The sequence below is a fragment of the Allobosea sp. CS1GBMeth4 genome, assembly GCF_900185715.1.
In the GTDB taxonomy this organism is placed as follows: Bacteria; Pseudomonadota; Alphaproteobacteria; order Rhizobiales; family Beijerinckiaceae; genus Allobosea.
In genome coordinates this window covers 244,720-264,727 of sequence record NZ_FYAS01000002.1, presented here as the reverse complement: position 1 = coordinate 264,727, position 20,008 = coordinate 244,720, and the positions used below count along the sequence as shown (strand labels likewise).

The window sequence follows — 20,008 nt, the reverse complement described above, 5'->3', positions numbered from 1 at the left end:
CGGCCGGCGGCATTGTCCAGACCGATGCCGACCTGTCCTGGTCGGGCGACATCAGCGGCAGCGGCGCCCTGACGAAGACCGGGAACGGCACCCTGGTGCTGACCGGAACCAACACCTATTCCGGCGGCACGACGATCGCCGGCGGCGTCTTGCAGATCGGCGACGGCGGTACCTCGGGTTCGATCACCGGCGCTGTCGTCGACAACGGCACGCTCGTCTTCAACCGCTCGGACGATATCGCCTTCGCCGGCGCGATCTCGGGCACGGGAGACGTGCAGAAACAGGGCGCCGGAGCGCTCACCCTGACCGGAACCAACACCTATTCCGGCGGGACGACGATCGCGCAGGGCACGCTGATCGGATCGGCGACGAGCTTCGGCAGCGGCGCGATCGAGATCACCGGCGCGCTGGTGATCGACCAGCCGAGCGACGCAGGCTTCGCCAATGCGATCGACGGAACCGGCTCCTTCACCAAGCGCGGCGCGGGCGATCTCGACCTGACCGGCACGAGCGCGCTCGTCGGCTCGACCACTGTCGAGGCCGGCAAGCTCTCGGTCAACGGCTCGCTCGCCGCCTCGGCGGTCACCGTGATGAGCGGGGCGGAGCTCGGCGGCTCAGGCACGGTCGGCGCCACCACGATCCAGTCAGGCGCGACGATCGCCCCCGGCAACTCGATCGGCACGCTCACCGTCAACGGCGATCTTCTGCTGTCGCCGGGCTCGACCTACGAGGTCGAGATCACGGGAAATGGTGACTCCGATCGCATCGCGGTGACCGGTGCCGCGACGATCACCGGCAGCCAGGTCAGCGTTACCGCCCTCGACCCGCAGACCAGCTATGCCAGCGGCCAGCGCTATACGATCCTCACCGCCTCCGGCGGGATCAGCGGCACTGCCGCCGCCACCGTCTCGAACTCGGCCTTCCTCGATCTCACGCTCGACCAGCAATCCAACCAGCTCGACCTCGTCATCCAGGTCAAGGGCAGCGGCACCTCGCCGGATCCCGATACGGACCCGTCCACGCCGCCGCGCGTGTTCCAGGGCGTCGTCGAGACTCCGAACCAGCTCACGACCGCGCTTGCGCTCAACACGCTGCCGCAGGCGGGGGGCACGCTGGCGCTCTACAACAGCCTCTTAGTGCTCGACGCCGCCTCCGCCCGCCGGGCCTTCGACCAGCTCTCGGGTGAGATCCACGCCTCGGCCCGGACGGCGCTGGTCGAGGAGAGCTGGCTCCTGCGCAATGCGATGAACGACCGGCTGCGCTCTGCCTTCGGCGCCGTCGGCGCCGCGCCCATGGGGACGCTGGCCTATGGTTTCACGGCCGGTCTCGCGCCGCGCATCCACGGGACGATGCCGAGACTGCCTGCGCCGGAGCGCTTCTCGCTCTGGGGCCAGGGCTATGGCGCCTTTGGCCGGACCGATAGCGACGGCAATGCCGCCAAGCTGACGCGCTCGACGGGCGGCTTTCTCATCGGCGCGGACGTCGCGGTGGCCGACAGCATGCGCTTCGGCATTGTCGCCGGATATAGCCGCAGCGTGTTCGACGTGAATGCGAGGCTCTCCTCGGGCGAGAGCGACAACTACCATCTCGGCCTCTATGGCGGCGGCCAATGGGGCGCGCTCGGCCTGCGCTTCGGGGCGAGCTACACCTGGCACGACCTCTCGACCCGCCGCACCGTCGCCTTCGCCGGCTTCGGCGACAGGCTGCGCGCCGATTACGATGCCGGCACGGCGCAGCTCTTCGGCGAGATGGGCTACCGGATCGCGCTCGGCCAGGTCGCGCTCGAGCCCTTTGCGAGCCTGACCTATGTCGACCTGCGCAGCGATAGCTTCGGCGAGACAGGCGGAGCAGCCGCCCTCGGCGCGCGTTACGGCGACACGCGGGTCGGCTACTCGGCTTTGGGGCTGCGCGCCTCGGCCAGCCTCCGCCTGCAAGGCATGGACCTGACCTTGCGCGGGGCCCTCGCCTGGCGCCATGCCTTCGGCGAGGTGAAGCCGGAGGCGATGCTCGCCTTCTCGGGCTCGAGCCCGTTCACCGTCGCCGGCGTCCCGATCGCCAATGATGCCGCGCTGGTGGAAGCGGGGGTGGACCTCGCCATCGGCCGAGACGCCACGCTCGGAGCGTCCTATACCGGCCAGCTCGCCGAAGACGCTCAGGACCACGCCTTCAAGGGCGTGCTGGCGGTCAGGTTCTGAGGCGGCCACGCCGGCCCATCCGCGAGGAGCGTGAGCGACGAAGCAATCCAGGGGCCGCCGAGCGCTGCCGCCACTGGATTGCTTCGCCTAGGCTCGCAATGACGGAAGGCGCGGCGCCCTCCCTCCCGCCTCGTGGAGAGAGCCGGAGAGGGAGATCGTCAGCCGCGCGCTGATCGAAACCGACGCCACGGCGCGACGGGCACGGCGTAGCCCTGCATACAAAATTCCGCATACACACTTGCCGCGTCGGCACGGGCGCTCTACTCCTTGCATGCAAGAAATGACGACAAGCATGGGAGGAGCATGATGAAGGGTTTCCGCAAGCTCGCTTTGGGCGTCGCCGCGCTCGCCATCGGCGCGGCGCCGGCCTTCGCCTTTCCGGATCGGCCGGTGCAGCTGATCGTGCCCTGGGCGGCCGGCGGCGGCATGGATTCGGTGATGCGCATCTTCGCCGCCGGGCTCGAGGCCGAGCTGAAGCAGCCGGTCAACGTGGTCAACCGCACCGGCGGCGGCGGCGTCACCGGCCATACCGCGATCGCGACGGCCGCACCGGACGGCTATTCCATCGGCGGCGTCAGCCCGGAGATATCCTTCTTCAAGACGCTCGGCCTCGGCGATCTGACGCCCGAGAGCGTCGACATGTTCTCGCGCGTCTCGCTCATCCCGGCCGGCGTCACCGTCAAGGCGGATTCGCCCTACAAGAGCGTCGCCGACTTCCTCAAGGCGGTGAAGGAGAGCCCGAAGGGCACCTTCACCTCCTCCGGCACCGGCACCGGCGGCTCCTGGCACATCGCCTCTGGCGGGCTGATGAAGGCGGCCGGCCTCCCGGCCGACCAGATCCGCTGGGTGCCGAGCAATGGCGGCGCCCCGGCGCTGCAGGACCTCGCCGCGGGCGGCATCAGCGCCTTCACCGGCTCGCCGATCGAGGCCAAGGCGATGCTGGAGGGCGGGCGCGTGCGCACCATCCTGATGATGACCGAGGAGCGCCACCCGAACTTCCCGGACGTCCCCAGTGCCAAGGAGGCGGGTCTCGACTGGACCTATCAGAACTGGTTCGCCATCGCCGCGCCCAAGGGCGTCCCGGACGATCGCCGCAAGATCCTCTATGAGGCGGCCGCGCGCACGATGAAGCGCGAGGATGTCCGCAAGGGCATGGCCGATCGCGGCATCACCCCTGTCTGGGACACGCCCGCCGAGTTGCAGGCCTATGTGAAGAGCTTCGGCGAGCGCGGCAACGGCGTGCTGAAGGATCTCGGCCTGGCGAAGAACTGACGGCTTGGCCGTCATTCTCGGGCGAAGCGAAGCGCAGACCCGAGAATCTCACGACGAGAAGGCACCCGTCGGCGCCTTCTCCGGCCTGAGATGCCCGGGTCATGCCCGGGCATGACGGCTGTGGGGCGCCCTACATCCTGAACACGCCGAAGCGCGTCTCCGGGATCTCGGCGTTGAGGCAGGCGGAGAAGGCCAGCGCCAGGACGCGGCGCGTCTCCGAGGGCAGGATGATGCCGTCGTCCCAGAGCCGGGCGGTGGCGTAATAGGGCGAGCCCTCCGCCTCGATCTTGTCGCGGATCGGTGCCTTGAAGGCCTCCGCCTCCTCGGCCGACCAGGGCCTGCCTTCGGCCTCGAGATTGTCGCCGCGGACGGTCGCGAGCACGCTCGCCGCCTGTTCGGCGCCCATCACCGAGACCTTCGAGTTCGGCCAGGCGAACAGGAAGCGCGGCGAGTAGGCGCGCCCGCACATGCCGTAATTGCCGGCGCCGAACGAGCCGCCGACCAGCACGGTGATCTTCGGCACCCGCGCCGAGGCGACCGCGGTCACCAGCTTGGCGCCGTCCTTGGCGATGCCGCGCGTCTCGGCCTCGCGCCCGACCATGAAGCCCGTGATGTTCTGCAGGAACAGCAGCGGGATGCGGCGCTGGCAGCAGAGCTCGATGAAATGCGCGCCCTTGAGCGCGCTCTCCGAGAACAGGATGCCGTTATTGCCGATGATGCCGACCGGGATGCCGTGGATCCGGGCGAAGCCCGTGACCAGCGTCGAGCCGTAGAGCGGCTTGAACTCGTCGAGCTGCGAGCCGTCGACCAGCCGGGCGATGACCTCGCGGATGTCGTACTGCTTCTTGAGGTCGGTCGGCACCACGGCGTCGAGCTCGTCCGCCCCGTAGAGCGGCTCGGCCGCCTCGGCGATGTCGATGTCGGGCCGCTTGACGCTGTTGAAATTGCTGGCGATCCGCCGCGCGATCGCGAGCGCGTGGGTGTCGTCGCCGGCATAGTGATCGGCGACGCCCGAGAGCCTGGCATGGACGTCGGCGCCGCCGAGGTCCTCGGCCGAGACCACCTCGCCGGTCGCGGCCTTCACCAGAGGCGGACCGCCGAGGAAGATGGTGCCCTGGTTCCTGACGATCACAGTCTCGTCCGACATCGCCGGCACATAGGCGCCGCCGGCGGTGCAGGAGCCCATCACCACCGCGATCTGCGGGATGCCGAGGCCCGACAGGGTCGCCTGGTTGTAGAAGATCCGGCCGAAATGCTCGCGATCGGGGAAGACCTCGGTCTGGTGCGGCAGGTTGGCGCCGCCCGAATCGACCAGATAGATGCAGGGCAGCCTGTTCTCGCGCGCGATCTCCTGCGCCCGCAGATGCTTCTTCACCGTCATCGGGTAATAGGTGCCGCCCTTGATGGTGGCGTCGTTGCAGACGACCATCACCTCTCGCCCTGAAACGCGGCCGACGCCGGCGATCATGCCAGCGCCGTGCACGTCCTTGTCGTACATGTCGAAGGCGGCGAGCGAGCCGATCTCGAGAAAGGCGGAGCCGGGATCGAGCAGGCGCAGCACCCGCTCCCTCGGCAGCAGCTTGCCGCGCGCCGTATGGCGCTCGCGCGAACGGGCGTTGCCGCCGAGCGCAGCGACGGCGCGCCGCTCGAGCAACTGCTCGCGCAGCACGGTCCAGGCCTGGGTATTGGCGCGCGCCTCGGCCGAATTGAGGTCGACCTTGCTCTCGATGACCGCCACGGCGCGCTCCCTTGCGATAGTCTTGCCCCGGTTATGGCGCGCTCGACGCAAAAGGCAAACCGGCGGCGGCGCACAGATGCGCCGTGCGCAAAGCCGAAGCGGCGGTCGCCGCGGGCTTGACCATGTCGGACAGTCGTCCTAGAAGCCGATTAGGACAATCGACCTAGGCATTCGACCAGGACGAAGCGTCGGCCGGAGGGGATGTGGTGACCGGTAAGGATACGCGCGGGCTCATCGTCGAGACGGCCGACCGGCTGTTCTACGAGGCCGGCTTCGACCATACCTCCTTCGCCGACATCGCCGGCCAGCTCGGCATCTCCCGCGGCAATTTCTACTATCATTTCAAGAGCAAGGACGAGATTCTCGACGCGGTCATCGCACTGCGCCTGGAACGGACCGCCGCCATGCTCGCCGCCTGGGCGCAAGGCTCGGACGAACCGGCCGGCCGCATCCGCAGCTTCATCGACATGCTGGTCGCCAACCGGACGAAGATCATGGCCCATGGCTGCCCGGTCGGCACGCTCTGCAACGAGCTGGCGAAGCTCGACCATGGCGCCCGTTCCCGGGCCGGCGCGATCTTCACGCTGTTCCGGGACTGGCTCGGCCGCGAATTCGCCCGGTTCGGCCGTTCGGCCGATGCCGACGCGCTCGCCATGGAGCTGCTGGTCCGCAGCCAGGGCGTCGCCACGCTCGCCAGCGCCTTTCGCGACGAGGCTTTCATCCGCCGCGAAGTCGCGCAGATGCACGCCTGGCTGGAAGCGCAGCGCCCCTCGCCGCAGCCCGGCTGATCCTGCCCGCCCTACCCGCCGCGCTCACGAAGAGGTACAGCATGTTCATCGTCCTGCTCAGATTCTCGCGGAATGTCGGCCGGGCCGGCGAATTGATGGCCGGCCATAATGCCTGGCTGAGGCGCGGCTTCGCCGAGGGCGTCTTCCTGCTCGCCGGCAGCCTCCAGCCCAAGCTCGGCGGCGCCATCCTGGCGCATGCCGCCACGCTGCCGGAGCTCCGGGCCCGCGTCGACGAGGACCCGTTCGTCGCCGAGCGCGTCGTCGAGGCCGAAATCCTCCCGGTCGCGCCCGGCAAGGCCGACGAGCGCCTCGCTTTCCTGCTCGACGGCGCTCCGGGGGCCGAAAGGTGAGCGCGACCATTTCCGGACCGGACGGCAGGCCGCGTTGCCGCTGGTGCGCGGCGGCGCCGGAGTTCCTGGCCTACCACGACACGGAGTGGGGATATCCGGTCGGCGACGACCATCGCCTGTTCGAGAAGCTGTCGCTCGAGGCGTTCCAGTCCGGGCTGAGCTGGCGAACCATCCTCGCCAAACGCGACAACTTCCGCCGGGCCTTCGCCGGCTTCGACGTCGATCGCATCGCCGGCTTCGGCGAGCAGGATGTCGCCCGTCTCCTCGGGGACGAGGGCATCGTGCGCCATCGCGACAAGATCGAAGCCGTCGTCGACAATGCCCGGCGGGCGCAGGCGATCATCGCCGAATTCGGCTCGCTGGCGGCGTTCATCTGGCGCTACGAGCCGGCCGCCGACCAGATCGCGGCACCGCAGAGCGCCTCGACATCGGCCGCGTCGATCGCTCTGTCCAGAGAGCTGAAGCGGCGCGGCTGGCGCTTCGTCGGCCCCACCACCGTCCATGCCTTCATGCAGGCGATGGGGCTGATCAACGACCATGTCGAAGGCTGCGTCATCCGGACGGAGGCCGAGCGCGCGAGGGCGGGTTTCCCGCGGCCGGGGCGACCGGCCGCCTGAGCGGAGGTCGCGCCGCTATTCGCGCATGCGCCGGACCGAGCCGGTCACGGTCGGGGCGGCGATGGCGCCGACCGCTCCGCCTGCGACCGCGCCGATCGGCCCGCCGATGATCGCGCCCGTTCCAGCGCCGGCGGCTGCGCCCGCGATCCGCTCCTCGGTCGTGGTGCAGGCCGAAAGCAGGGCCGCCAGGCAGCCCGCGAAGATGATCCTCATCGTCGTCCCCGTGGTTGGCTCGTCACGGGGCAGAGCATCCGGGCGGATGGTCAACGCAAGGTAAACGTCAGGAAACCGCGACGGTCGGGCCGAAGACCCGCTCGAACTCCGCCCTGAGCGCGCTGTCGACCTCGGGCATGGTCACCGGCAGGCCGAGATCGACCAGGGAGGTGACGCCCTGGTCTGAGACGCCGCAGGGCACGATTCCGTCGAAATGGCCGAGATCGGGCTCGACATTGAGGGCGATGCCGTGGAAGGACACCCAGCGCCGGACGCGGATGCCGAGCGCGGCGATCTTGTCCTCGGCATTCGCCCCCTTCTCCGGCCGGCGCACCCAGACGCCGACGCGCTCCTCGCGCCGCTCGCCGCGGATGTTGAAAGCGGCGAGCGTGCCGATCAGCCAGGCCTCCAGCGCCGAGACGAAGCGGCGCAGATCGGGCTCGCGCCGCTTCAGGTCGAGCATGACATAGGCCACGCGCTGGCCGGGGCCGTGATAGGTGAACTGGCCCCCTCGCCCGGTGCGGTGCACCGGAAAGCGCTCCGGCGTCAGCAGGTCCGCGTCCTTCGCCGAGGTGCCGGCGGTATAGAGCGCCGGATGCTCGACAAGCCAGACACGCTCGCGGGCGGCACCGTCCGCGATCAGCGCGGCGCGCGCTTCCATCTCGGCGACGGCGGCCTCATAGCCGACCGGCTCCTCGGCGATCAGCCATTCGACCGGCTCGGAGCCCGCCGCCGGCAGGAACGACACCGAAAGCGCCTCGCGCGTCTTCACCTTGCCTTAACCCTGTCCGTTCAACTCTTGGAAACCGGTGCTGCGCCCATTCGCTTCGCCGCTGCTCATGCGCCGTTTTCCACGTCGCTGGCAAGGTCTTGGAATTGTATTCAGGTAGATCTGCGGAGGCGGATTTTGAAGGCTGATCTCGATCTCGTCTCGGTGGAGCTGACGGTGGTGCTCGGCTCGGCGCAGATGCCGATCTACAAGCTGCTGCGCATGGGCCGCGGCGCCATCATCGAGCTCAACGCGACCGAGAACGACGAGGTCCAGATCCTCGCCAACAACCACCCCTTCGCCAAGGGGCATGTCGTCGTCGCCGGCTCGCGAATCTCGGTCGAGATCACCGAGATGCTGAAACGGCCGACGGTCTACTCGCTCGAAACCGTCGCCGACGCGGCCTGAGCCCCCCGCCCCTTCGCAACTCCAGCGCTCGCCCCGAGGATTTTCGAGGGATGCGACGGCTTCGGGCCGGCTGCGCGCACTTCCCTCGATTTTCCTCGCAGCCGGTACTTGTAGCCGGGAACCCGATTTGCTAGACCCGCGCCGCTCCGGAGTTCACCGCCACAGCGCGGTGCCCTTTGGGAGCCGCTGCGGTCATGGCGGAATTGGTAGACGCACTACCTTGAGGTGGTAGCGGGGAGACCCGTGGAGGTTCGAGTCCTCTTGACCGCACCAGTTTGGAGCGAAGCTCGTGAAACGGCGATCCGCGAGGATCGCCGTTTTTCGTTCCGGGCGCATCGAATCCGCGCCCGGCGCGTTGCCTTGGAGCGGCAGCGCTGACACAAGGGCGCTGGCGCGTCCCCGGCGCGAATCTCCAGCCCCGACCCCCCTGCCCTCGAATCGCGGAGCGACCCATGGCGGACGCCGAGCACGCTCCGGACGAGATGCAGAAGCGCAAGGTCCGCGACGAGGACGGCGCGATCGACGCCGGCTTCGTCGAACAGGTCTCGCAGGCCGTCCTGCTCTCCGACATCACCGCGCTGCGCGAGCTCGTCGCCGAACTGCACGAGGCCGATCTCGGCGATCTGATCGAGGCGCTCGACACCGAGGAGCGGCCGAAGCTGATCTCGCTGCTCGGCGGCGATTTCGACTTCGCCGCGCTGACCGAGGTCGACGACGCCGTCCGCGAGGAGATTCTCGAGGAACTCTCGCCGGAGACCGTCGCCGAAGGCGTGCGCGAGCTCGACACCGACGACGCGGTCTACATCCTCGAGGACCTCGACGAGGCCGACAAGCGCGAGATCCTCGACAAGCTGACGCCGGCCGAGCGCACGGTGCTGCAGCAGGGCCTCGACTATCCCGAGGGCTCCGCCGGGCGGCGCATGCAGCCCGAGGTCATCGCGGTCCCGCCCTTCTGGACCGTGGGCCAAACCATCGATTTCCTGCGCGAGACGGCCGACCTGCCCGAGCGCTTCTTCGAGATCTTCGTCGCCGACCCCGCCCATCATTTCGTCGGCACCGTCAGGCTCGACCGGTTGCTGCGCACCAAGCGCCCGGTCAGCGTCGCCGACCTCGTCGAGGACGATCGCCGTGTCGTGCAGGCCACCGACGACATCGAGGACGTGGCGCGCCAGTTCCAGCGCTACAATCTCGTCGCGGCGCCGGTGCTCGACGCCGCGGGCCGGCTCGTCGGCGTCATGACCGTCGACGACATCGTCGACGTGATCGAGGAAGCCGCCGATGACGACGTCAAGCAGCTCGGCGGCGTCGACGCGGAGGAAGAGATCTCCGATTCGGTGCGCCAGGTCGCGCTCGGCCGCTTCCGCTGGCGCTTCATCAGCCTGATCGCCGCCTTCGTCAGCGCGTCCGTCATGGCCCTGTTCGAGGAACAGCTCGGCAAGCTCGTCGCGCTCGCCGTGCTGGCGCCGATCGTCGCCAGCCAGGGCGGCAACGCGGCAACGCAGACGATGACGGTGGCGGTGCGCGCGCTCGGCACCGGCGAGCTCGGCGGCTGGAACATGGGCCGCTTCTTCCGGCGCGAAATGGTCGTCGGCCTGCTGAACGGCGTCGCCTTCGCGCTGATCACCGCGCTGGTCGCCGGGTTCTGGTTCGGCAATCCCATGCTCGGCGCCGTGATCGGCCTCGCCATGGTCGCGACGCTGATCATCGCCGCGCTCGCCGGGGTCGCCGTGCCGCTCGCCCTCGACAGGGCCGGCATCGACCCCGCGATCTCGTCCGGCACCTTCGTCACCACCATCACCGACGTCGTCGGCTTCTTCTCCTTCCTCGGCATCGCGACCTTGCTGCTGCGCCTGGGCTAGAGGCGCTCCGATCACATGGAAGCGTCATTCCGGCCGTAGCGAAGCGGAGCGCCGGCGCCATCGTAGAGCGCTGTTCCCGACGATGGATTCCGGGGCTGCGCGGCTTCGCCGCTTGTCCGGAATGACGGAGATTGGGCGAACAATGTTCCAAATCTCGAAGCGACGGCCATCGAAAAACCGGTAACGTAAACCGGGCGTCAAGCTTTCTCCGCAATTGTCCGGGAAATGACCGCCCGCCGCATGAAATCCTTCTCCCTCGCCCCTTTCGCGCTGCTCGCCGCCCTGACGGCCCTGGGCGGCTGCGTCGCGCTGGATAATTATCCGGCGAAGGGCGATGCACGCCCGCATCCGGGCGTCGAGGCGGCGCGGCGCTATCCGATCCAGGGCATCGACATCTCGCGCTGGCAGGGCGAGATCGACTGGGCCGCGGTCAAGGCCGCCGGCACCCGCTTCGTCTACATCAAGGCGACCGAGGGCGGCGACCATATCGACCCGGCCTTCCTGAAGAACTGGGAGGGCGCGCGCCGCGCCGGCGTCCCGCGCGGCGCCTATCACTTCGTCTACTGGTGCCGCCCGGCGCATGAGCAGGCGGTCTGGTTCAAGCAGCACATCCCGAACGATCCCGACGCGCTGCCGCCGGTGCTCGACCTCGAATGGAACGGCCACTCCAAGACCTGCCCGAAGAAGGTCGAGCGTTCGCTGGCGCTCGAGAAGATCCGGCTGATGCTGACCGAGCTCGAGCAGCTCACCGGCAAGAAGCCGGTGATCTACACCGACATCACCTTCCACAAGGACGTGCTGGAAGGCGAGTTCAACGACTACCCCTACTGGATCCGCTCCACCGCGGCGAAGCCCGAGGTCCGCTACCACAACCGGCCCTGGGCCTTCTGGCAGTTCACCACCACCGGCCGCGTCCCCGGCATCAGGGGCGATGTCGACCGCAACGCCTTCTTCGGCAACGAGGGCGAGTTCACCGGCTGGCGCGAGGGTCGCTTCGACATCGGCACCCGCACCTGGACGCGCGAGCGCCCGGCGGCGCCCAATCCCAGCCCGGGCCCCGAGCATACGCCTGTCGCGACGCTGCCGGGCGCCAGCAGGCCCGTGGCCGCCGCCTCCTTCGAGCCCGCGCAGCTCGGCCAGGCGGTCGACGACGAGGCCGGCCCGGATTCCGAATAGCGCCGCCGCGCGGCCCCGCCGGTTAACCAAGGCTGAAGCCGGCCGCTCGAATGCTAACCACCTCTTAACCCGCCCCTCGCCTATGCTTTTCTCGCGAACAGGAGACGAGCATGGCGCCCCGCGCTGAGACCAGACCAGAGGCGCGGCGCATGACGGGAGCGACCGGGCGGCTCGCGATCTGCGTCCTGCTCGGCCTGCTCGGGGCCCAGCCGGCGCTGGCGCTCTATCCGAAGAAGGGCGATTCCGACCCCCATGCCGGCGTGCGCGACGCGCGCCGCCGCGTCATCCAGGGCATCGACGTCTCGCGCTGGCAGGACGACATCGACTGGCGCAAGGTCAAGGACGCCGGCACGCGCTTCGCCTTCATCAAGGCGACCGAGGGCGGCGACCATCTCGACCCGATGTTCAGGAAGAACTGGGCCGAGGCGAAGGCCGCCGGCGTGCCGCGCGGCGCCTACCATTTCGTCTACTGGTGCCGGCCGGCGAAGGACCAGATCCGCTGGTTCAAGCGCCACATCCCGCGCGATCCCGACGCCCTGCCGCCGGTGCTCGACGTCGAGTGGAACGGCGAATCCGCCAGATGCGGCAAGAAGATCCCGCGCGACAAGGCGCTCGCCAAGATCCGCGAGATGCTGAGGGGCCTGCAGGAGCACACCGGCAAGAAGCCGATCATCTATACCGACATCACCTTCCACGAGGACGTGCTGGAAGGCGAGTTCAACGACCATCCCTACTGGCTGCGCTCCACCGCCGCCCCGCTGCACCATCGCTATGAGCGCAAGCAATGGGAGTTCTGGCAGTTCACCACCACAGGCCGCGTACCCGGCATCGGCGGTGACGTCGACCGCAACGCCTTCTTCGGCACCGAGCAGGAATTCGCCGCCTGGCGCGAGGGGCGCTACGACATCGGCGCCCGCAAATGGCGCGGCGGCGAGCCCAGGGTCGCGACCATGCCCAAGCCGCCCGCCAGCCCGGCCGGGCTCCGCACGCCCAGGGCGGCCGGGGCCGCCCCGCCGAAAGTCCTGCCCCCCGGCCGGATACCGCGCTCGGCGCAGCTCCGCGACAGCGCGACGACCGGCTCGATCGCGCGCGACTGAGGCGCCGTCGCAAAACTGTCATCTGACGGGTGCTGATGCGCGCCAGCACCGGCGGGACATGGAAGCGCGACATCTCGATGCGGCTTGATCTCCAATCGCAGACGGGCATCGTCTGGGCCTACCGCTTCGCCGCGGACGGAAGGCCCGCGCTGATGCCGCGTGACGAGCTGCCGACGCTGGCGCCGGACGAGGGTTTCGTCTGGCTGCATCTCGACCTCGTCCACACCAGGGCGCAGGCCTGGATCGACGAGCGCCGGGAGCTGCCGCCGGCGGCGCGTGAGCTCCTGCTCTCGCGTGAGACGCATCAGCGCCTCGACCATTCCGCCAGCCTGGTCTGGGGCATCGCCCATGACCTGACCCGCGACATCGTCGACCGCACCGACAATGTCGGCACGCTCGCCTGGGCGGTGGGCGAGCGCTTCCTGCTCACCGGACGGCGCGAGGCGCTGCAATCGGTCCGCAAGGCGGTCGAGGCCCTCGACGCCGGTGAGCAGATCGCCTCGCCGGCCGAACTGTTCGAGCACCTCATCGAATACCTGATCGACGACGTCACCGACGCGGTCGTGCGGCTCTCGGACGAGACCGACAGCATCGAGGACCAGATTCTCCTCGACAAGCTCGAGGATGGGCCGCAGCGCGTCGGCGCCGTGCGCCGTTCCGCCGTGCAGCTGCACCGCCAGCTCGCCGGCCTGCACCTGCTGTTCCGGCGCTTCGCCGAAACGCCCTCCGGCCGCTCGGCGCCGGAAGCGGTGCGGGCCGTCGCGCTCAGGCTGCTGCTGCGGGTCGATACCTTGCGCCAGGACATCCAGTCGGTGCAGGACCGCGCCCGCCTGCTCCAGGACGAGATCGCCGTGCGCTCGGCCAACCAGACCAACCGGCAGCTCTACACGCTCTCGATCCTGACGGCGCTGTTCCTGCCGGCGACCTTCATCACCGGCCTGTTCGGCATCAATGTGAAGGGCCTGCCCTGGGTCGAATCGGATCTCGGCGCCGAGATGGTGGCGCTGGCCTGCCTCGCCGCCTCGATGGCGACGCTGTTCCTGCTGCGCCGGCGCGGAGTGATCGGGCGGTAGGGCGCAAGTCGTCACCGCTTCAGCAGCGGCTCGGCATCAGCGCCGGGGGCGGGAGCAGACAGTTGGAATGCCGCGTCGAGTGGGCGGAGATCGGCGGCGGCTGCCGCGATAGGCCCGGTGCCGCAGGATAATATGCTGTCCCCATGGTCTAGAATGGCTCGGCGGAGCAAAACGGGACGGGCGCGCGCCATGGAGACATTGCTGCTCAGCAAGGAGAACGTCGCGAGTCTCGCCGTGCAGTCCGACGTCATTTCCGCCGTCGAGGATGCCTATCGCGCCTATAGCGAGCGGCAGATCGAACAGCCCGATTATATCGGATTCCATTGCGGTACGGGCGGGGAGATCGATTTCAAGATCGGCCATCACAAGCCTTGTTCGATCATCTCCGCGAAGGCCTCGTCGGGTGGCTTCAGGGACAATCGGGTCAACTATCAGCTGCCGAGCGGGATGGGCACGGTTCTGCTGTTCGACTCGCGAAACGGCGCACTGCTTTGCGTCATGGACGGGAGCCTCCTGACCGGGTTGAGGACGGGCGCCTCAGGCGCGGTTTCCGTCAAGGCGCTGGCGCGCCGCGACGCCCGGACAATTGCTGCGATCGGGCTGGGCAATCAGGCGCGGATGCAGATCCGCGCCATCAGGGAGGTCCTGGATATCCAGTCCATCCATGCCTGGCACCCCGACGGAGAAAAGGCTCAGGCATACAAAGCCGACATCGAAGGCGCTTTCGGCATTCCCGTCGTCCTGGCCACATCTGCCCGAGCGGCCGTGGAACAGGCGGACATCCTCGTCACCACCACGCGCGGCAAGGGCCCGGTCGTCGAAGCATCCTGGGTCAGACCCGGCACGCACGTCATCGCAATCGGCACCGATCAGAAGGGCAAGCGCGAACTCGATCCGCAGCTTTTTGCCGGCGCCAAGCTCGTCGTCGATTCGAAGGGCCAGTGCGTGGAGAAGGGTGAAACCGCCAATGCGCTTGCGGCCGACGTCATCCGTCGCGATCAAATCCATGCCGAGATCGGCGAGGTTCTCCTCGGTCTCAAAGCCGGACGATCGAACGACGACGAGATCACGATCTTCGATTCGACCGGCATGGCGATACAGGACAACACGACGGCTTACGCGATCTATCGCAAGGCTCTGGCCGGCGGCGTCGGATCCAAGTTCGCATTCTTCGAATCGTGACGGCAGCTCATCATGCCCTCAACGGAAATCATGAAGACCTTCCCCACCATTCAAGACATTCACGAGGCGCGAGAGAGGATCCAGCCGTTCATCCGTCGAACGCCACTGCTGCGCGCCGAGAGGATCGAGCCCAAGGTCGGATGCGAGCTCTACTTGAAGCTCGAAACCCTGCAGATCACCGGAGCGTTCAAGCTTCGCGGCGCGCTCAATTGCACTCTTTCGCTGCCGCGCGACCGGATCGCCAAGGGCTTGATCTCATCGTCTTCGGGCAATCACGCTCAGGGACTATCTTACGTCGCCAGAATGCTTGGCATCGGGGTCACCCTCGTCCTGCCCGTTACGACACCCGAGATCAAGATACGGAACACGAGGGATCTGGGTGCCGAGGTCATTCTGTTCGATGGCGATAACGCGGCCCGCTGGCGCGAAGTCTATGCGCTGGCCGAAAAGAACGGATATGCCGTCGTGCACGGCTTCGAGGACCCGATGGTAATGGCCGGTCAGGGCACCGTGGCCTGCGAAATCCTCGAAGACCTGCCTGAGATCGACACGATCATCGTGCCGCTTGGCGGCGGCGGCCTGATCGGCGGAATCGCAACCGCCATCAAGGAGACCAAACCGGATGTCCGGGTCATCGGGGCGGAGCCCGCCTTGACGCCGAAATACTACCATAGCCGCCTGAATGGGCAGCCGACGCCGCTGCCGCTCGGCAATACGATCGCAGACGGGCTGCGGCTCAGCGTCCCCGCTCGAAATCCGTATCCGATCATCGAGAAATATGTCGACGAGATCGTGCTGGTGAGTGACGAGCACATCATCGCGGCGATGCAGACGCTCGCAAGGGAAGCAAAGCTCGTCGCCGAACCCGCGGCATCCATCGGCGTCGGAGCTTTGTTGGCTGGTTCGATAAAGCTCAGGCCCGACGAGAAGGTTGCGACAATCCTGACGGGCGGAAACTGGGATCTCTTCGATCTCGCGACCGTCTTTCAGGACCGATGGCGCGCGCCGGTCTGATTGTCAGCCATCGGAAGAGAGCTGTGCCTCACCCGCTCCGGTGCAGGGACCTCCGGTGACTTCTCGGCTGCTCCTGCGCAAGCCTGCGCATCGGCGCAGAACCGTCTGCCGCCTCCCGCCCGCTGACTCCGCCGCCGGCCGCGCTATAACCGGGCAAAGGCCTCATCCGAGCCGGGAGGACATCATGCTCGCCAACGCGCCCCGCCCCTTCAATTTCGATCTCGGCGAGACCGCCGACGCGATCCGCGACACCGTCCACGCCTTCGCGCAGGAGAAGATCGCCCCGCGCGCCGAGGAGATCGACCGCACCAACCAGTTCCCGCGCGATCTCTGGCCGCAGATGGGCGCGCTCGGCCTGCACGGCATCACCGTCCCGGAGGAGTATGGCGGCGCCGGCCTCGGCTATCTCGAGCATTGCGTCGCGATCGAGGAGGTCTCGCGCGCCTCGGCCTCGGTCGGCCTCTCCTACGGCGCCCATTCCAATCTCTGCGTCAACCAGATCGCCCGCAACGGCAACGAGGCGCAGAAGCGCAAATACCTGCCGAAGCTGATCTCCGGCGAGCATGTCGGCGCGCTCGCCATGTCGGAACCGGGCTCGGGCTCCGACGTCGTCTCGATGAAGACCAAGGCGGTGAAGAAGGGCGACCGCTACGTCCTGACCGGCAACAAGATGTGGATCACCAACGGCCCGATCGCCGAGACCCTGGTGGTCTACGCCAAGACCGATCCCGAGGCCGGACCGCGCGGCATCACCGCCTTCCTGATCGAGAAGGGCATGACGGGTTTCTCGACCCATCAGAAGCTCGACAAGCTCGGCATGCGCGGCTCCGACACCTGCGAGCTCGTCTTCGAGGACTGCGAGGTGCCCGAGGAGAACGTGCTCGGCTCCGTCGGCCGCGGCGTCAACGTGCTGATGAGCGGGCTCGACTATGAGCGCGTCGTGCTCTCGGCCGGCCCGCTCGGCATCATGCAGGCGGCGCTCGATATCGTCCTGCCCTATGTCCACGAGCGCAAGCAGTTCGGCCAGCCGATCGGCGAGTTCCAGCTCGTCCAGGGCAAGGTCGCCGACATGTATGTCGCGATGAACTCGTGCAAATCCTATGTCTACGCCGTCGCCAAGGCCTGCGACCGCGGCGAGACCACCCGCGAGGACGCCGCCGGCGCCATCCTGATCGCCGCCGAGAAGGCGACGCAGCTCGCCCTCGACGCGATCCAGCTGCTCGGCGGCAACGGCTACATCAACGACTACCCGACCGGGCGCCTGCTGCGCGACGCCAAGCTCTACGAGATCGGCGCCGGCACCAGCGAGATCCGGCGCATGCTGATCGGGCGGGAATTGTTCAACAAGACGAGGTGACGGCGCGCCGCTTTCTTCCTTCTCCCGGATGGGAGAAGGTGGCGCGGAGCGCCGGATGAGGGCCTGCCCTCTCCGCAGAAGGCGCGTCGGCGCCGTTGCATCCGGATGATCAGCGGCGGTCCCTCACCCCTGCCCCTCTCCCATCCGGGAGAGGGGTTCCCGCGCTCTACGACCGAGCGGACGAGCTCAATGCCCCTCTACTTCGCCTACGGCCTCAACATGGATGTCGCCGGCATGCGCGAGCGCTGCCCGCGCTCGGTGCCGCTCGGCCTCGCCCGCCTGCCGCGCCACCGCTTCATCGTCACCAGCGACGGCTACGCCTCGCTGATCCGCGATCCGCGCGAGAGCGTCCATGGGGTGCTCTGGGACTGCGCCCTCGGCGACATCCGCACGCTCGACAAGTTCGAGGAGCTGGCGAGTGGCCTCTACGTCAAAATCAGCCAGCCGGTCGTGGTCGAGGGTGGCGCCAGGCGCGCCCTGATCTATGTCGGGCGCAGCGCGCAGATCGGCCGGCCGCGCCCCGGCTATATCGAGCAGGTCGTCGCGGCAGCCAAGGAGCGAGGCCTGCCAGAGGCTTACATCGCCGGGATGACTCGTTTTCTGAGCAAGCCGGTTCCGGATCTGAAGTCGCCGCCGAGCGCGGACGCACCGCTGCTGCCCGGACCAGTCGCCGGTGTCCGCCCGCGCGCGGCCGCGCCGAAGTGACGCGGTCAGCCGTTATGCTCGGAATCGACCCGCATCGGAAGAGCCGCGGGGAACCCCTCTCCCGGATGGGAGAGGGGCAGGGGTGAGGGACCGCCCTCTCCGCAGCAAGCGTCAACAGCCCCGTTGCGCTCTCTGCGGAAACGGCAGGCCCTCATCCGGCGCTCCGCGCCACCTTCTCCCATCCGGGAGAAGGAAGGCCGCGCGGGCGGCATCAAGGTTGGCGGCTTTACGCCGCCAGCCCCTTGGCCAGCTCGCTGACCTGCTTCTCGAACAGCGCCCGGTAGATGCCGCCGTCATGGCCGAGCAGCGCCTCATGCGTGCCCTGCTCGACCACCTTGCCCCGGTCGAAGACCAGGATCCGGTCCATCGCCCTCACCGTCGAGAGCCGGTGGGCGATGACGATGGTGGTGCGGCCCTCCATCAGGCGTTCGACCGCCTGCTGGATCAGCGCCTCCGATTCCGAATCGAGGCTCGAGGTCGCCTCGTCCAGGATCAGGATCGGCGCGTCGGCGAGGAAGGCGCGCGCCAGCGCCACCCTCTGCCGCTCGCCGCCCGAGAGCTTGACGCCGCGCTCGCCGACCAGCGTGGCGTAGCCCTTGGGCAGGCGCATGATGAAGTCATGCGCGTTGGCGAGCTGCGCCGCCTGCTCGATCTGCGCCTGGCTGGCGCCGGGCCTTCCATAGGCGATGTTCTCCGCCAGCGAACGGTGGAACAGCACCGGCTCCTGCTGCACGATCGCGATCTGCGCCCGCAGCGAGGCCTGCGTCGCCGCGGCGATGTCGCGCCCGTCGATGGCGATGCGCCCGCCGGTGACGTCGTAGAGGCGCTGCACCAGCTTGACGAAGGTGGTCTTGCCGGAGCCGGAGCGCCCGACCAGGCCGACCTTCTCGCCCGCGCCGATCGTCAGCGAGAAGTCGCGATAGAGCGGCTCGACATGGCCTCCGTAATGGAAGGTCACCCGCTCGAAGGCGATCTCGCCGGCGGTCACCTCCATCGGCGAGGCACCCGCGCGATCCGGCACGCCGAAGGGCAGCGCGTGCATCGCGACCATCTCCTCCATGTCGTTCACCGAACGCTGGAGATTGTGGACGTGCTGGCCGACATCCCGCAGATAGCCATGCACCACGGCATAGCTGGTCAGAACGAAGGCGACGTCGCCGGGCGAGGCCTGGCCATGGGCCCAGAGCCAGATCACCAGGCCGATCACCGAGGCGCGCAAGCCAAGCAGCACGAGCTGCTGCGCCGTGCCGGAGAAGGTGCCGCGGACCCAGGTGCGCCGCGTCCGTTCCGCCCATTTCACCAGCACGCCGGAAAGCCGGGCGTCCTCGCGCGTCTCGGCGCCATAGGCCTTGACCACCGGATTGCACGAGATCGCGTCGGCCAGCGCGCCGCCGAGCCTGGTGTCCCAGCTGTTGGCGAGCCGCGCCGCCGGCGCGACATAGCCGAGCGAGAGCGCCACCGTGACGGCGCAGTAGATCACCGCCCCGGCGAGCACGACCGCGCCCATCGCCGGCCAGTGCCAGGCCAGCAGCGCCGTGGTGCCGGCGAGCACCACCAGCGAGGGCAGGAGCGCGATCAGGATCGTGTCGGTGAGCAGGTCGAGCGCGCACATGCCGCGCGTGATCTTGCGCACGGTCGAGCCGGCGAAATTGTTGGCGTGCCAGTCGGTCGAGAAGCGCTGCAGGCGCGCGAAGGCCTCGCGCGCCACGTCGCTCATGGTGCGCAGCGTCATCTCGGTCAGCCCGATGAAGGTGAGATGCCGGAAGAAGACCGTGCCGGCGCCGAGCGCGATCATCATCGCGAGCGCCGCGAGCGCGGCGTCCAGCCCGCGCGACCGTTCGCCGGCGACGGCGTCGACCAGCCGGCCGGCATAGAGCGGCATGAACAGGTCGGCCGCGGTCGCCGCCATCACGGTGAAGACGACGCCGGCGACGCGCCAGCGCTGGCGGCCCCAATGCGAAAAGGTGAAGCCGAGAACGGCGCGGAACGGCTCCTGCCGCTCCGTCTGCGAAGAAAGGGACATGAAAGCATCCGGTCTCGGCGAGACCGGCTCCAAATTCAGGCGAAGCGGGACAGCGGCCGCCGCTTCAGAAAACACGCTGGAAAATGCTGGCTCGGGCCGCCGGCGGGGCGGGCCTCGTGCGGATCCGACCTAGTGGTGGGACGCCCGCATGGTGGGAGCGGCTACGACGATG

General features: G+C 68.4%; 18 protein-coding genes and 1 tRNA gene. 15 read left to right on the top strand and 4 right to left on the bottom strand.

Annotated elements, in window-relative coordinates:
* Nucleotides 1–2,195, top strand: a 2,195-nt coding sequence (locus tag CS1GBM4_RS01370) for an autotransporter domain-containing protein (RefSeq protein ID WP_186416874.1), incomplete at its 5' end; no start/stop codon positions are given.
* Nucleotides 2,196–2,501: 306 nt separating this feature from the next.
* Nucleotides 2,502–3,467, top strand: coding sequence for a tripartite tricarboxylate transporter substrate binding protein (locus CS1GBM4_RS01365; protein WP_186416873.1), 966 nt, complete (start codon nucleotides 2,502–2,504; stop codon nucleotides 3,465–3,467).
* Nucleotides 3,468–3,597: 130 nt separating this feature from the next.
* On the opposite strand, the gene CS1GBM4_RS01360 is transcribed toward CS1GBM4_RS01365, so the two are convergent.
* Nucleotides 3,598–5,205, bottom strand: a complete 1,608-nt coding sequence (locus tag CS1GBM4_RS01360) for a carboxyl transferase domain-containing protein (RefSeq protein WP_186416872.1) — start codon at nucleotides 5,203–5,205, stop codon at nucleotides 3,598–3,600.
* 206 nt (nucleotides 5,206–5,411) lie between these two features.
* Between CS1GBM4_RS01360 and CS1GBM4_RS01355 the strand changes: the two genes are divergently transcribed.
* The 3 genes from CS1GBM4_RS01355 to CS1GBM4_RS01345 are packed head-to-tail and all read left to right on the top strand — an operon-like array spanning nucleotide 5,412 to nucleotide 6,960.
* Nucleotides 5,412–5,993 (top strand): TetR/AcrR family transcriptional regulator, encoded by a 582-nt coding sequence (locus CS1GBM4_RS01355; RefSeq protein ID WP_186416871.1) that lies wholly within the window; start codon nucleotides 5,412–5,414, stop codon nucleotides 5,991–5,993.
* A 41-nt stretch (nucleotides 5,994–6,034) separates the two neighbouring features.
* Nucleotides 6,035–6,343 (top strand): YciI family protein, encoded by a 309-nt coding sequence (locus CS1GBM4_RS01350; RefSeq protein WP_186416870.1) that lies wholly within the window; start codon nucleotides 6,035–6,037, stop codon nucleotides 6,341–6,343.
* Entirely contained in the window at nucleotides 6,340–6,960 is a 621-nt protein-coding gene (locus tag CS1GBM4_RS01345; RefSeq protein WP_186416869.1) for a DNA-3-methyladenine glycosylase I, read from the top strand. Before CS1GBM4_RS01350 ends, CS1GBM4_RS01345 begins: the two co-directional genes overlap by 4 nt.
* A gap of 15 nt (nucleotides 6,961–6,975) precedes the next feature.
* Here CS1GBM4_RS01345 and CS1GBM4_RS01340 read toward each other — a convergent pair whose 3' ends face one another.
* A complete protein-coding gene (locus CS1GBM4_RS01340) occupies nucleotides 6,976–7,173 on the bottom strand; it encodes a hypothetical protein (protein WP_186416868.1) in 198 nt (65 codons plus the stop codon).
* A 67-nt stretch (nucleotides 7,174–7,240) separates the two neighbouring features.
* Nucleotides 7,241–7,945, bottom strand: a complete 705-nt coding sequence (gene lipB, locus CS1GBM4_RS01335; protein ID WP_186416867.1) for a lipoyl(octanoyl) transferase LipB — start codon at nucleotides 7,943–7,945, stop codon at nucleotides 7,241–7,243.
* Between the two features lie 135 nt (nucleotides 7,946–8,080).
* Between lipB and CS1GBM4_RS01330 the strand changes: the two genes are divergently transcribed.
* From CS1GBM4_RS01330 to CS1GBM4_RS01285, 10 genes are all read left to right on the top strand, one after another.
* Complete coding sequence (locus CS1GBM4_RS01330; RefSeq protein ID WP_186416866.1) at nucleotides 8,081–8,350, top strand: FliM/FliN family flagellar motor switch protein; 270 nt, start codon at nucleotides 8,081–8,083, stop codon at nucleotides 8,348–8,350.
* A 188-nt stretch (nucleotides 8,351–8,538) separates the two neighbouring features.
* Nucleotides 8,539–8,623: transfer RNA gene (locus CS1GBM4_RS01325), tRNA-Leu, on the top strand.
* Between the two features lie 179 nt (nucleotides 8,624–8,802).
* Nucleotides 8,803–10,209 (top strand): magnesium transporter, encoded by a 1,407-nt coding sequence (gene mgtE, locus CS1GBM4_RS01320; RefSeq protein ID WP_186416865.1) that lies wholly within the window; start codon nucleotides 8,803–8,805, stop codon nucleotides 10,207–10,209.
* Nucleotides 10,210–10,449: 240 nt separating this feature from the next.
* Entirely contained in the window at nucleotides 10,450–11,385 is a 936-nt protein-coding gene (locus tag CS1GBM4_RS01315) for a glycoside hydrolase family 25 protein (protein WP_244606995.1), read from the top strand.
* Between the two features lie 110 nt (nucleotides 11,386–11,495).
* Complete coding sequence (locus CS1GBM4_RS01310; RefSeq protein WP_186416863.1) at nucleotides 11,496–12,482, top strand: GH25 family lysozyme; 987 nt, start codon at nucleotides 11,496–11,498, stop codon at nucleotides 12,480–12,482.
* Between the two features lie 35 nt (nucleotides 12,483–12,517).
* Nucleotides 12,518–13,555: a CorA family divalent cation transporter gene (locus CS1GBM4_RS01305; protein WP_186416862.1), complete on the top strand. Its 1,038-nt coding sequence runs from the start codon at nucleotides 12,518–12,520 to the stop codon at nucleotides 13,553–13,555.
* A gap of 189 nt (nucleotides 13,556–13,744) precedes the next feature.
* A complete protein-coding gene (locus tag CS1GBM4_RS01300; RefSeq protein WP_186416861.1) occupies nucleotides 13,745–14,737 on the top strand; it encodes an ornithine cyclodeaminase family protein in 993 nt (330 codons plus the stop codon).
* Nucleotides 14,738–14,767: 30 nt separating this feature from the next.
* Nucleotides 14,768–15,751 (top strand): threonine/serine dehydratase, encoded by a 984-nt coding sequence (locus tag CS1GBM4_RS01295; RefSeq protein WP_186416860.1) that lies wholly within the window; start codon nucleotides 14,768–14,770, stop codon nucleotides 15,749–15,751.
* A 184-nt stretch (nucleotides 15,752–15,935) separates the two neighbouring features.
* Nucleotides 15,936–17,108: an isovaleryl-CoA dehydrogenase gene (locus tag CS1GBM4_RS01290; RefSeq protein ID WP_186416859.1), complete on the top strand. Its 1,173-nt coding sequence runs from the start codon at nucleotides 15,936–15,938 to the stop codon at nucleotides 17,106–17,108.
* Between the two features lie 189 nt (nucleotides 17,109–17,297).
* Nucleotides 17,298–17,813: a gamma-glutamylcyclotransferase family protein gene (locus CS1GBM4_RS01285; protein ID WP_186416858.1), complete on the top strand. Its 516-nt coding sequence runs from the start codon at nucleotides 17,298–17,300 to the stop codon at nucleotides 17,811–17,813.
* A 226-nt stretch (nucleotides 17,814–18,039) separates the two neighbouring features.
* Here CS1GBM4_RS01285 and CS1GBM4_RS01280 read toward each other — a convergent pair whose 3' ends face one another.
* Nucleotides 18,040–19,836, bottom strand: coding sequence for an ABC transporter ATP-binding protein (locus CS1GBM4_RS01280; RefSeq protein WP_186416857.1), 1,797 nt, complete (start codon nucleotides 19,834–19,836; stop codon nucleotides 18,040–18,042).
* Nucleotides 19,837–20,008 lie beyond the last annotated feature (172 nt).

What these genes read in the sequence shown, in the direction of transcription:
- CS1GBM4_RS01365 (WP_186416873.1), top strand. Translation starts at nt 2,502, where the DNA reads ATGAAGGGTTTCCGCAAGCTCGCTTTGGGCGTCGCCGCGCTCGCCATC.
- CS1GBM4_RS01350 (WP_186416870.1), top strand. Translation starts at nt 6,035, where the DNA reads ATGTTCATCGTCCTGCTCAGATTCTCGCGGAATGTCGGCCGGGCCGGC.
- CS1GBM4_RS01340 (WP_186416868.1), bottom strand. Translation starts at nt 7,173, where the DNA reads ATGAGGATCATCTTCGCGGGCTGCCTGGCGGCCCTGCTTTCGGCCTGC.
- mgtE (WP_186416865.1), top strand. Translation starts at nt 8,803, where the DNA reads ATGGCGGACGCCGAGCACGCTCCGGACGAGATGCAGAAGCGCAAGGTC.
- CS1GBM4_RS01315 (WP_244606995.1), top strand. Translation starts at nt 10,450, where the DNA reads ATGAAATCCTTCTCCCTCGCCCCTTTCGCGCTGCTCGCCGCCCTGACG.
- CS1GBM4_RS01310 (WP_186416863.1), top strand. Translation starts at nt 11,496, where the DNA reads ATGGCGCCCCGCGCTGAGACCAGACCAGAGGCGCGGCGCATGACGGGA.
- CS1GBM4_RS01305 (WP_186416862.1), top strand. Translation starts at nt 12,518, where the DNA reads ATGCGCGCCAGCACCGGCGGGACATGGAAGCGCGACATCTCGATGCGG.
- CS1GBM4_RS01300 (WP_186416861.1), top strand. Translation starts at nt 13,745, where the DNA reads ATGGAGACATTGCTGCTCAGCAAGGAGAACGTCGCGAGTCTCGCCGTG.
- CS1GBM4_RS01295 (WP_186416860.1), top strand. Translation starts at nt 14,768, where the DNA reads ATGAAGACCTTCCCCACCATTCAAGACATTCACGAGGCGCGAGAGAGG.
- CS1GBM4_RS01290 (WP_186416859.1), top strand. Translation starts at nt 15,936, where the DNA reads ATGCTCGCCAACGCGCCCCGCCCCTTCAATTTCGATCTCGGCGAGACC.
- CS1GBM4_RS01285 (WP_186416858.1), top strand. Translation starts at nt 17,298, where the DNA reads ATGCCCCTCTACTTCGCCTACGGCCTCAACATGGATGTCGCCGGCATG.
- CS1GBM4_RS01280 (WP_186416857.1), bottom strand. Translation starts at nt 19,836, where the DNA reads ATGTCCCTTTCTTCGCAGACGGAGCGGCAGGAGCCGTTCCGCGCCGTT.